Annotated in this window: 9 protein-coding genes; 1 reads left to right on the forward strand and 8 read right to left on the reverse strand. The window is 43.3% G+C overall.

Annotation, left to right across the window (positions count from 1 at the left end):
- Position 1: 1 nt before the first annotated feature.
- Positions 2-1,441 (reverse strand): acyl-CoA carboxylase subunit beta, encoded by a 1,440-nt coding sequence (locus tag GT508_RS11190; RefSeq protein WP_117597376.1) that lies wholly within the window; start codon positions 1,439-1,441, stop codon positions 2-4.
- A gap of 238 nt (positions 1,442-1,679) precedes the next feature.
- The gene (locus GT508_RS11195) at positions 1,680-2,291 is read right to left on the reverse strand and encodes a hypothetical protein (protein ID WP_161144254.1); all 612 of its coding nucleotides are present in this window, start codon (positions 2,289-2,291) and stop codon (positions 1,680-1,682) included.
- A gap of 391 nt (positions 2,292-2,682) precedes the next feature.
- Here GT508_RS11195 and GT508_RS11200 point away from each other — a divergent pair, with 391 nt between their 5' ends.
- The gene (locus GT508_RS11200; RefSeq protein ID WP_161144255.1) at positions 2,683-4,047 is read left to right on the forward strand and encodes a peptide MFS transporter; all 1,365 of its coding nucleotides are present in this window, start codon (positions 2,683-2,685) and stop codon (positions 4,045-4,047) included.
- 50 nt (positions 4,048-4,097) lie between these two features.
- Here the strand turns inward: GT508_RS11200 and GT508_RS11205 are convergent, their stop codons facing one another.
- The 6 genes from GT508_RS11205 to GT508_RS11230 form a co-directional block, all read right to left on the reverse strand.
- Positions 4,098-4,529 (reverse strand): hypothetical protein, encoded by a 432-nt coding sequence (locus tag GT508_RS11205; protein WP_028085856.1) that lies wholly within the window; start codon positions 4,527-4,529, stop codon positions 4,098-4,100.
- A 226-nt stretch (positions 4,530-4,755) separates the two neighbouring features.
- Positions 4,756-6,744 carry a 2-isopropylmalate synthase gene (locus GT508_RS11210; RefSeq protein WP_028085857.1) on the reverse strand — a complete coding sequence of 663 codons (1,989 nt, stop codon included), beginning with the start codon at positions 6,742-6,744 and terminating at the stop codon, positions 4,756-4,758.
- A gap of 195 nt (positions 6,745-6,939) precedes the next feature.
- The gene (locus GT508_RS11215) at positions 6,940-8,469 is read right to left on the reverse strand and encodes a sodium/proline symporter (protein WP_161144256.1); all 1,530 of its coding nucleotides are present in this window, start codon (positions 8,467-8,469) and stop codon (positions 6,940-6,942) included.
- Between the two features lie 216 nt (positions 8,470-8,685).
- Positions 8,686-9,162, reverse strand: a complete 477-nt coding sequence (locus tag GT508_RS11220; protein ID WP_006427320.1) for a methylglyoxal synthase — start codon at positions 9,160-9,162, stop codon at positions 8,686-8,688.
- Positions 9,163-9,304: 142 nt separating this feature from the next.
- Positions 9,305-10,924: a PglD-related sugar-binding protein gene (locus GT508_RS11225; protein WP_161144257.1), complete on the reverse strand. Its 1,620-nt coding sequence runs from the start codon at positions 10,922-10,924 to the stop codon at positions 9,305-9,307.
- A 172-nt stretch (positions 10,925-11,096) separates the two neighbouring features.
- A complete protein-coding gene (locus tag GT508_RS11230) occupies positions 11,097-13,097 on the reverse strand; it encodes an oxidoreductase (RefSeq protein ID WP_161144258.1) in 2,001 nt (666 codons plus the stop codon).
- Positions 13,098-13,150 lie beyond the last annotated feature (53 nt).

Raw genomic sequence — 13,150 nt, forward strand, 5'->3', positions numbered from 1 at the left:
TCTAAACCGTACCGTGTTTCTTTGCCGGACGATCCTCTCTTTTTGTGAATAACATCTCAAATGCGCCGATCACATATTTTCTTGTATCTGCTGCTTCGATGATCGTATCCACATATCCTCTTTTCGCTGCTGATAATGGGCTTGACTGCAGATTCTTGTATTCTGCTGCTTTCTCTCTGATGGTTGCTGCATCAGCATCCGCATACATGATCTTAGCTGCCTGGTTTGCATCCATCATTCCGATCTCTGCATCCGGCCATGCATATACCATATCTGCTCCGACTGCTTTGCTGTTCATTGTCACATAAGCGCTTCCGAATGCTTTACCGATCACAACATTTACCTTCGGTACTGTTGCATCTGCAAATGCATAAGTAAGTTTTGCTGCTGATTTTGCGATACGTTTCTCATCGTATTTGCTTGCTGTAAATCCACTTACGTTTGTAAGTGTCAGTACAGGGATGTTGAATGCGTCACAGAACTGTACGAATTCTGCAGCCTTTTCAGCTCCGTCAGCAGAAAGTGAGCCGTCAAATTCAGCCTCCACTTCAGCTTCTTCATTATATACTTTCGAACGGTTAGCAACTGCACCAACAGTCATACCATTCAGTTTGATGAATCCAGTCACCATATCTTTTGCATATGCTTTCTTCACTTCACAGAAGATGTTGTCATCAGAGATCATTGTAAGAGCGATCGCTGTGTCTTCTTTTGCATTCGCAAGATCTGCACATACACGGTTCAGATCATCGTTACATTCTTCATAAGAAGAATCCTCTTCATTGTTACACGGTAACATACATACAAGAGAACGGATGTCTGCAAGGATATCTTCTTCTGATCCTGTTCCGTCCACAAGACCTGTTGTCTCACTCTGGAATGCTGCAGAAGATGTATCACATTTGGAAATGTCATTTCCAGGAATTGCATTCGGAGTATTGGTAAATAATTTACCGTTCTTTGCTTCCATAAATGTAAAATCTGTCAGAGCCGGTACGATAGAAAGTCCACCACCGCATGTTCCGAAGATTGCTGTGATCTGAGGGATCACTCCGGAAGCCATTGACTGCTTTTGATAAAGCTTTCCAAATGCTTCTAATGCATCTGTTGCTTCCTGAAGTCTGAATCCTGCACAGTCAACCAGTCCGATGACCGGTGCTCCCATCTTCATTGCCATATCATAGATATTAGAAATCTTCTTTGCATGCATCTCGCCGATCGCGCCATTTAAAACAGTGGCGTCCTGGCTGTATACGTATACCAGATTTCCATCGATCACTCCATATCCGGTGATCACACCGTCTGCCGGAGTTTCTTTTTCCTGCATGTTAAAATCAGTCGTTCTTGCTGTTACTGCTCCACCGATCTCAACAAAACTGCCTGCATCAAGTAAACTGTTGATTCTCTTACCTGCTGCATTGTCTGCTGCCATGTTGCCCATAGTCTAGCCCTCCATTTTCATTATTTCAAATTGGGTTTTTCCGTTTTTCCATGTTGAAAAGTAAAACCAAATTTTTTCCAATTATATTATACTGTTTTTGGCACTTTAACGCAATACCTTACATTGTTTTTTGTTAAATACTTGACGACCCATATAAATCCTGTATAAATATAAAAAAGCCATGTGTCCCCGTACTTCTTCCGTACGCACATAGCCTTTTCATCTGCAACATTCCGTTCTAAAACTTCTTCACTTTTTTTCTCTTCATATTCCTGCATCTTTCCAGAAGAAATTCTGCCAGTTCGTCCGTATTGTTTCCTTCCAGTGCAGTCTTTGGAAATCCGATCATCGCTCTCGCCGATCCGACTGTCTCGGGATCTGCCTTCACAACTACACCGAATGCCTCTTTCGTCTCCAGTATCTTGGTGACATCTTTGTACGAGAATGATCTTGTCTTTTTCGCAGTTACACTGTCAAAGTGATCATCAAAAAAGTGGATTTCGGAACTCACCGGTCCACCGTTTAATCTGCATCGTCTGTCAAACTGATCTTCTGCATCCCCGACCGCCGTTGTCGATAACACCTTTCTCCAGATTGTTCTGTTCAGTATCACTGCCGCAACAAATGCCAGTGCCCAGACTACAATATACTTAATGACAAAAAAAGTCATTCCTCCCGGCGTACCGCCTCCCGGGTTTCCATATTTGCACATAAAATAGAACACAAGCGGTCCCATCACCGTCACTATAAACTTAATCGTAATATCACTGCTGTCTACGCGGAAAAGTTCACAGATCTGTTTCAGCGTGTTCTTTGACTCCTTATAAGCCACACGGTAATAATTTGCCATATCATTTTCCCCTTTACAAAATCTGTGTCTTATTATATCCTTATATAGTTGATTATTCAAGAATATCCTTTATATTATTTGTAAATAATCTATAAACTCTTCTATGTGTTCTATCTATGTAGTTTCTCTATAAGCGATCCTGTTTATTTTTGATTTCTATTATCATTTAGTGATTTTTGCTTACATTTTCCGGCTATATATGGTCGTTTTATTACATTTCAACATACATATTCCTAACAAAGCATAAAAAACCTTAACTTTTTCTTAAACAATTAGTTGTACTTTAGTCTGGTTTGTGATAAGATTAACTGCGTTGAGAGTTTTAAACATGAGAGGTTTTTCCTCGTATTGTTAAAACCAAAGAAAAATTTCATATTGGAGGGTGAATCTCATGGAGAACACTAAGAAAAAATTACCATTTGGTTTCTATGTGTGCTGTTTGACTTTCTCTTTTGAAAGACTTGCATACTATGCAGCTAAATGGGGGCTTTCGATTTTCATCGTAGCCACTGCAGCACACGGTGGTCTTGGACTTGACAAATCCGTAGGTGCTGCAATGAGTTCTAACCTGGTAGCTTTCACATATATCACACCTATTATCGGTGGATATATCGCTGACCGTTGGATTAGTCCTCGTATCCTGGTACCTGTTGGTGAGATCCTCATGGGTCTTGGTTATCTGTGTGCATGGAAAGCAACAGACGCTAATGGTATCGCAATGATGTGGGCAATGATCATTCTCGTATCTATCGGTACTGGTTTCTTCAAAGGAAACGTATCTGGTATCAACGGACGTCTCTTCCCATTAGCTGATCAGGACGAACTGGACACTGTATTCAACTTACAGTACATGTTCGTTAACATCGGTTCTTTCTGCGGAACTACTTTCCTTTCACTGGTTGGTACAAACGCCGGATACCGTACAATGTTCCTGATTTGCGGAATCTTCATGTTCATCGACTGTGTATGGTGGTTCATCGGAATGAAATCATTCGGCGAAGCCGGAAAGAAACCATTCCTTGTTGATAACCGTACAGAGAACGTAGAGAAAGCTGACAAAGAGAAAGATAACGCACCTCTTACTAAGCTTGAGAGAAACCGTGTTATCGCTATCCTGATCGTAACAGTATTCTCTGGTATCTTCTGGCTGATCTGGTACATGGCTTACATGCCTGTTTACTATGAATTCGGTCCGGTATCCCAGGGAGGATCTGGATGGGCTAACTGGAACATCGGTTCCTTCGAGATGCCTACAGCCTGGTTCGATTCAATGAACGGACTCCTTTGTATCATTCTTTGCCCTATCTTTGCAGGAATCTGGGCTAAGATGAGACAGCGTCCACAGGGTGACTGGGGTATGTTCACAAAGACTGCTCTCGGAATTATCATCCTTGGTCTTTGTACAGGATCCATGGTTCTTGCTGCTGCACTTTCAGGACAGGGCACAAAAGATCCAGTTGGTATCTGGGTAATCATCCTGGCATCTGTATGTATGTCACTCGGAGAAGTTATCTTCTCACCACTTGGAAACGCTTTCATCAGCAAATATGCTCCAAAGAAACTTCTTGGAACAATGCTTGGTGTATGGCCACTGATCATCTTCTTCTCTGGTAAAGCTTACGGACCACTTTATAACTGGCTCGGAAACTTTGACTTCATTAAAGCATATGGTGTTGTTACAATCATCATCGTTGCCTGCGGAGTTATCATGTTAGCATTTACTAAGAAGTTCGACAAGATGGTTGAAGGTAAATAATTCGTGAATTAAATACCGTACATAAAAAATAAGACTTGCTTATGCAAGTCTTATTTTTTACGATACTTTTTATTCCCTGTACTGTAACTTCTTTTAATCTGATTATTATTTTTCTTCGTCTTCTTCGTGCTTTCTTTCTTATTTGCCTTCGCACTGAATGAATCTCCGGATCCACGTGGTGTAATATTCTTCTTTGTTCCGATCTCTTTCTGGTCTTCGAATGCAGGCTTCAGAAGTAATTCCGCACCAATTACAAAGCAGGCAACTTCTACTGCCAGCTGGATCATCTCCCCGTTCTTTCCGAGTCCTTCAAAGAAAGGATCCAGAACTCTTGCCCCGGAAAGGATCACCAGTGTCAGTCCGGCATAAGTAAACAACGAATAGAACATCATCGTCTTCCCCCTGCCTTCATTCTGCTGCATGAAGTAGTATCCTGCAATAAAAATCACACCGCCAAGGATCATCAATATGTACTTTAACATTTCTATCTCTTCCTCCCAATCATGTTTTCTGTAAAGTCTATTACATATTATACATGAAATCTATCCCGATTCCTATCTTTTCTATGTATATTTTCAATTTTCTTATATTGTTAAATTTTACAACTTTTATACATCCTTATTCCTCCATTCAAAAGCACACCATACCTTACACCACAGAAAAAGGGATGCACCACCGGCACATCCCCGTCACTTTTCATTACATATTCTATTTCTGATTTCTAAACTGCATCGGAGTCATATCATAAGCTTTCTTGAACAATCTGTTAAAATGTTCCACATTCTGATATCCTACTGACATTGCAATATTCTCAACCGTCATATTGCTGCTCTTGAGCAGTGCTTTCGCTTTCTTCATGCGGATCTTCTTCACCAGATCCCCAAATGTCATTCCGGATTTTTCCTTAATGTATTTTGACAGATAAGGTTTGGACAGGAAGAAGTTTTCTGCCAGGTCATCTAATGTAATGTCAATATAATTTGCCTGTACATAATTCATGATCTCGATCATTCTTGCATCCGTACATGCATCAGCACTCCCAAGTTCTTCAATCTTATTTACCGCAACGATCAAGGCTTCAATGGACGCTCTGATGATATCCGGATCGATTCCTACGCCCCAGAATGTCTTTCCGTTGCAGATAATTCCCACATAAGCCACAGCCTTAGAAGAAGATCCCTTTGTAAGCGAATGCTCCTCATAGAAGGATAATTCATAGCTGATGTTAAAATACTGCTTGATCGCATTACTTACTGCATCCAGACGTCCGTTTCCATTCGAAGTGATCACTTTGCTCTCTCCTGCATGATTGATCGTCACTTCCGCAGTGATTCCATCTACCTGTTTAAAATGGCACTCGTCGATATGGAAGATGGATTTTGTATTAATATAATGATCTGAGAAGATCTGGTATACCCAGTCCGGTGTCAGCTCCTTGTGTGCTTTATCCGATACATCTTTTACCATATATCCTACTTCTTCACGCATTGCCTTTGGAAGATTGATTCCGTGGCTGTGCATTAAGATGTAATTTACGCCGCCCTTACCGGACTGGCTGTTGATACGGATAACGTCTGAATCGTATTCTCTTCCTACATCCTTCGGATCGATCGGCAGATATGGAACCGTCCATTTGTCACATTTCTTCTCATCTCTCCATGCCATACCTTTTGCAATCGCATCCTGATGAGATCCCGAAAATGCCGTAAACACCAGATCTCCGGAATATGGCTGACGGTCGTATACCTGCATTCTTGTCAGGCGTTCATAAGTCTCACGGATCTTTTTCATATTCGAGAAATCAAGTCCCGGATCTACACCCTGGGAATACATATTCATGCCAAGTGTAATAATGTCAACGTTACCGGTACGTTCTCCGTTTCCGAACAGTGTGCCTTCGATACGGTCGGCACCTGCAAGGATACCAAGCTCCGCTGTCGCCACACCGCATCCTCTGTCGTTGTGCGGATGCAGGGAAAGTACTACATTCTCTCTGTGTTTCAGATGCTTATGTACATACTCTAACTGGCAAGCAAATGTATGCGGCATTGCGTTTTCTACAGTTGTAGGAATATTGATGATCGCTTTATTATCAGCTGTCGGCTGCCATACATCCAGCACCGCATTGCACACTTCTACAGCATAGTCCACTTCTGTTCCGTGGAAACTCTCCGGGCTGTATTCGAATGTAAAGTTACCGTCTGTCTCACTTGCAAGCTTCAGAAGTAATTTTGCCCCGTCGATCGCCAGCTGTTTTACCTGTTCTTTATCTTTTCTGAACACCTGCTCTCTCTGTGCAACAGAGGTAGAATTGTATAAATGAATCACTGCATGAGGTGCTCCCTTTACAGCTTCAAATGTTCTCTTGATGATATGCTCTCTTGCCTGTGTCAGTACCTGGACCGTTACATCATTCGGAATCATGTCTTTTTCGATCAGGGTTCTCATAAACTGATATTCTGTCTCGGAAGCAGCCGGGAATCCAACCTCGATCTCCTTAAATCCAATATCTACCAACATCTGGAAAAACTCCAGCTTTTCATCCAGACTCATCGGCTCGATCAACGCCTGGTTACCATCTCTTAAGTCTACGCTGCACCACTTCGGAGGCTGTTCTACCGCATCTTTTTTCGCCCAGTCATATGTAACCTCCGGCGGCATAAAATAACTTTTCTCATATTTCTGATAATTCTTCATAATTCAAGCTCCACTCCTTTTGCCTCATATTTCAAATCAAATCATCGCTGCCAAATCAGCAATAATATTCATCAACTTTGTTGTTCATTTTTAATACTTTTATATCCTAACATATCCCCACGCAAAAGGGAAGTGATAATTTTAATCACTTCCCTTGATGTTTTTTAATATATTTGATTTTTCAGATTATTTCCACTAATTCTGTTCCAACGAACGTTTCTTGGTGATCGTAACCTTTTCATCATAGCAGGCAAAGATCTCATCCACTCTGTCCTTCTTAAGCTTTGGTGTAAGCACACTCACTACCGGTACTACGATCAGTCCTGCTACCATTGCAACTGCTCCTGCATTGATCGGTGATGCAATAAAGTGGAAGAACAGATTCAGAACCGTAATCCCGACACCTGCCGCAAAGCTGGCCCATACAGCAGCTCTTGTCACGCCTTTCCAGTAGAGACCATACATGAATGGTGCCAGGAACGCTCCGGCAAGTGCTCCCCAGGAAATTCCCATCAGCTGTGCGATGAATGTAGGCGGATCCATTGCGATCACTACCGATAATACAATAAAGAACACAACCATCACCTGCATCGTACGTACCTGTTTCTTCTCGCTCATATCTTTCATTACATTATCTTTTAAGAAATCCAGTGTCAGCGTTGAACTGGATGTCAGTACCAGCGAAGCCAGTGTTGACATGGAAGCCGATAATACCAATACTACCACAATACCGATCAGGATATCCGGAAGTGTTGACAACATATGCGGGATGATTCCGTCAAAGATCATATTGCCCGCCTCATCGTGCAGTTCCGGTGCATCAAACAGTCTTCCGAATCCTCCAAGGAAGTAGCATCCTCCGGAGATCACGATCGCAAATAATGTAGAGATCACCGTTCCCGTATTGATGGATTTCTCATCTTTGATCGCATAGAACTTTCCAACCATCTGCGGAAGTCCCCATGTTCCAAGAGAAGTCAGGATAACCACTCCAAGAAGATTCAACGGATCCGGCCCGAAGAATGAAGTAAATGCTCCCGGCTGTCCCATTGTCACCGGCACATCACTTGGAATCTCTGCCATGGTCTTAATTGCCTGAATAAATCCGCCCTGACCATTTAATACTGCCAGGATGACTGCAACAATGCCGCCCAGCATAATGATTCCCTGAATAAAATCATTGATCGCCGTAGCCATGTATCCACCGAGGATAACATAGATTCCTGTAAATACTGCCATTCCGATTACACAATATTTATAAGGAATGTTAAATGCCATTCCAAACAATCTTGACAATCCATTGTATACAGAAGCTGTATACGGCACCAGGAATATGAATACGATCGCTGAAGCCGTAATCTTCAGCGCCTTACTTCCATATCTCTCACCAAAGAAATCCGGCATCGTCTTGGAATTCAGATGCTGTGTCATTACCTTGGTACGTCTTCCAAGTACCACCCATGCCAGCAGACTTCCGATGATCGCATTTCCGATTCCGATCCATGTCGACGCAAGACCGTATTTCCATCCGAACTGACCTGCATATCCTACAAATACAACCGCTGAGAAGTATGACGTACCATACGCAAATGCCGTAAGCCACGGGCCTACCGATCTCCCCCCTAACACATAACCGTCTACACTTGTCGTATGCTTTCTTGCATAGATGCCAACCGATACCATAATTGCAAAAAATATCACCAGCATCAATAATTTCATCGCCATAACCTTTCTCCTCTACTTTCCTCATTTCTTTTCACTCGTTTTCGCTAATTTGCTTTAAAGCGTTGCGCTTTAAAGCGTTAAAGTTTACGGTGTTAGAATAACACAGATGATACGGTATGTCAATCTTATTTTGCAGAAATCTAAAAGAAATATATAAAAGGCAAAAAAACAGCTGCGATTCCTTTTTTTGCGGAATGCGCAGCTGCTCTTTAGCTTCTATTTCATCTTCTCCACTCTGTCCTGAATGGTCTTGTTAAAGTTCTCTACCTTTCTTTCATATGTAGAATTCATAAATTCAGACTTCAGCATAAAATCTGCTGTTGCAAGATTGTTAGCTGTAGGGATATCGTAAAGAACGGCAATACGGGACAATGCTCTTACATCCGGATCGTGCGGCTGTGCCTCTAACGGATCCCACAGGAAGATCATAAAGTCGATCTGTCCTTCTACGATCTTCGCTCCGACCTGCTGATCTCCTCCAAGCGGGCCGCTGTTATATCCCTTTACCGGAAGCCCGGTCTTCTCTGCGATCAGACGTGCGGTTGTACCTGTACCGCATAAGAAATGACCTTTTAAGATTTCCTTATTCTTGTCGCACCATTCGATCAGTTCTTTTTTCTTACCATCATGAGCAACGAGTGCGATATGCTTTGCTTTTCCAATTTCAAATGTTACAAAATTATCGTTTAACATCTGTTGAATTCTCCTTCCGTTTTAACTCTCTTCGTTATCTTTATATATCAAACTTATATTTATAATAAAATGTATTTTATTATCTGTCAACTTTAAACCAGAAATTAAATTGTATTTTAGTTACAACAATTTTTTCTCACTTTCAGAATGTCTCAACGATTTTCTGCATCTCATCAAATTGTTCTTCCATCTCTTTTACAAGCCTGAACTGTGTTCTTGCCCGAACAAGATTGTGTTCCGGATAAGTTGTTTTGAAATATACATCGCCCTGGAGGAAGTCAGCAAGAAAACGCATGCCGCATTCCAGTGTCATAAGTCTCGCTCCCCACGGAAGACTGGCGTTCTCCGCCGGTGTCAGTACATCCTTCGCCATCTCCAGATACCCTTTCACGTAGATGCGGTAAAGCTCTATATCAAAGTGTACCTTGTTCAGATCCTTCTCATCTTCTTCCGCTGTCGATGCTCCGAACCGGATGGAGTCACCAAAGTCATTTGCCGCAAGTCCAGGCATGATCGTGTCCAGATCGATGATGCACAGTCCCTCCCCTGTATTCTTATCAAACAAAATGTTATTAAGCTTTGTATCGTTGTGCGTCACACGGAGCGGAAGTATTCCTTCCTCAAGCTGCTTCATAAGGACGCCGCAGTCATCCTCGCGTGCCAGTACAAACTCTATTTCTTCACGGCAAAGTCTTGCTCTGTTCTTGACATCTTTCCGCAGTGCGTCTTTGAAATCATGGAAACGCTTCACTGTATCGTGGAACTTCGGAATCGTCTCATAGAGACTCTCGGCCGGATAATCCCCCAGCTGCTTCAGAAAATGGCCAAAGCTGAGTGCCGACTGATAGAACTGTTCCGGTCTCTCCACCATCTGATAGCACACAGAATCCGGTACATAATGCAGGCAGCGCCATGGCTGTCCGTCCGCATCTTCAAAATAGCTCTCTCCTGATTTTGTCTTAATATAAGACAATGCCTCTCTGTCCAGATCTCCGCCTTCCTCACGGATCATACTGCGCAAATACTCCGTAACGCCGAATATATTCGCCATTACCTGATCCGGGTTCTTGAATACATTAATATTGATGCGCTGCAAAACATAGAGCGGCGTATCCTTTCCATCTGCGCCCGGCATATAGACTGCATAAGTCTCATTGATGTGGCCTTCTCCGAACGGCTTCACATAACTGCACTGCTGCCCGAAACCAAATGCGTACACGGCATCTTCCAGGCTCCGGCTGTCCACACCCTCGATCTTCCTTCTGGTTGAGAAGATCACTTCTCCTGCCTCCACTTTGCGTCCGCTCTCGATCGTACAGTCTGACTTTACAACACTCCCCAGTCCGACATGCGCTCCGGCACATACCGCTGAATTGTGATCTACGATCGCCCCGCTGTTCACCAGCACCGCACGTCCGATCCGGGTATTGGTATTTACCACCGCTCTCTGCATCACAAAGCAGCCCGGCTCCAGCACAGCACTCGGACTTACAACTGCAGACGGATGCACGATTGCCGGTACCTCATACCCCTCTTCCAGCAATTTGTCCGTCCAGTACAGACGCATCTTGTTATTTCCAAATGCTGCTACTGCCACCGGATACTCCTTATGCCTGATCTCATAATCACAGCACATTCCGATGACCGCTTCATCCTTCACCGCATCATCCAAAAATACAACCTTTTCATACCCCAGTGCCTGCGCAGTCTCCGCTACCATCCGGCCGAATCCGCCTGCACCGAGAATCAGCAAACTTTTCATTACGTATTTCCCCCAATTGTTTTTTTATTGATCAGTTATACTATATCATATCATAGAAGTGGACCCGGAGATAGTTATTTTCACAAAAAGCTTCGGAGAATCACAGGTAGCAGGATTCTCCGAAGCTTCTTTATATTTATATTGGAAAGGGGTTCCCTTTTAGGGACATATTTTAAAGGTAGTTCAATCTTTCAAGGGTATTCAATACCATATGGCGTCCGGCATCCGTTCCGTCAATGATACGTCTCGCACGTACAGAATCACCGATGTTGAGGACTTCCACATCTTCACCTGTAAAAGCTTCCTGAATATCATTCCAAATCGGGGCATTCGCTCTCATTCCGAGACATACGAAACCATAGTCAAACGGAAGTTCTTCTTCTTTTCCATCGTATTTTACGAGGAAGGAATGTGCATTTACTTTCTGCAGGGCTGTATTCGTCATCTGTCTTACATGATGTTTTTCCATGCATTCTTTCATGCTTGATGTAGAAGATGCATCCAGTCCATTTCCGATAACCGGCATCATTTCGATGATGGTTGTCTCTGCACCGCGTGGGGCAAAGAATTCAACAACATCAAGTCCTACCGCACCGCCTCCGACAACAACAACCTTCTTGCCTGTCATGTCTTCCGGATAGTTCTTAACATCTGCGATCATATCTTTGATAGAATACACGCTGGCATCTTTCTTGCCAAGATTGTCATGCAGTCCTTCGATCGGTGGAAGGAGCGGTACCGAACCAGTTGAATTTACAACAAGATCCGGGTTGTATTTTTTAATCTCAGCGACCGTTGCATCTACTCCTGTTTTGATTGTCAGATTCGGAAGTTTTGATGCACGGTATTTCAGATAAGTCGGAAAATCCGCAAGTCTCTTCTTCGCAGGAATCTTAGAGATCTCTACCGACAGACCGCCTGCTTCTTTCTCTTTCTCCAGTAACGTAACTTTACATCCAACTTCGGCAGCTGTACATGCAGCTTCCAGTCCGGCAGTTCCGGCACCTATAACTACGACATTACATGGTTTATTTACTTTCTGTTTTTTATAAGCTTCTCCGTTGATCAGATCCGGGTTGACCGTACAGCGAAGCGGTTTGTTACCGCCGATACGGTTGCCGACACATCCGACGTTACAAGAGATACATTTACGGATATCACATACATCCCCGTACTGTGCTTTATTACACCAGTCAGGATCGGCGATCAGTCCACGTCCCATACCGATCAGATCAGCATCACCTCTGGCAAGGATGTCATCGGCAATCTTAGGATCACGGATATTTCCGATTGCGATCGTCGGCTTTCCGAATTTATCACGAACCGCCTTCGCCATGTATGAACGCCATCCATCTTCCAGATAGTTCGCATCAATCTGATACTGGATAGAAGCATTTAATCCGGCTGAAGTATCGTAGATATCTACTTCATCGTTCAGGTATTCCAGATATTCCAGGCAATCTTCTACCGTATTCCCACCTTCGACAAGCTCGTCTACACTAAGACGCAGAGAGATTGGAACTCTAGGTCCGACAGCCTTACGGACTTCATCAATGACCATACGGCAGAAACGGGCTCGGTTCTCAGCAGATCCGCCAAATTCATCTGTACGGTCATTTGTAGTAGGCGATAAGAACTGGCTGATCAGATAAGAGTGTCCGGCATGGATCTCTACAACATCAAATCCGGCATTGACTGCTCTCTTTGCAGCGGTTCCATAATCTTTTGCAATGCTTGTGATCTCCTCTTTCGAAAGTCCGCGCGGAATCTCTCCACCGGCTTTTGACGGAAAACGTGACGCAGATACCGGCTGCATACCGATTCTGGAACTCATCGCAGACGCACCTGCATGATTGATCTGAATCCCCATCAGCGCCCCCTGTCTGTGACAGGCTTCCGTTAATGTAAAAAGGCGTGGAATGTAACAGTCTTTGTCAAGACGCAGCTGTGTCGTTCCGTTTGATCCTTCCGGATATTTTACACAGACATTTTCAACCATGATAAGCCCTGTGCCGCCACGTGCACGCAGCTCATAATATTTGATATGTTCGTCGCTCAGTTCCCCATCATGTCCGGCGAAATCACTTCCCATAGGCATCATTACAACACGGTTTTTGAGTGTCATACCTCTGATCGTAAGAGGGCTGAATACGTGTGGAAAATTGTTTTTCATAGTTTACTAACCTCCATAAAAATATGATTGTATTTGTTTGCATTTCTTTATAA

This window comes from Dorea sp. BIOML-A1, assembly GCF_009875615.1.
Classification (GTDB): Bacteria; Bacillota; Clostridia; order Lachnospirales; family Lachnospiraceae; genus Dorea_A; species Dorea_A amylophila.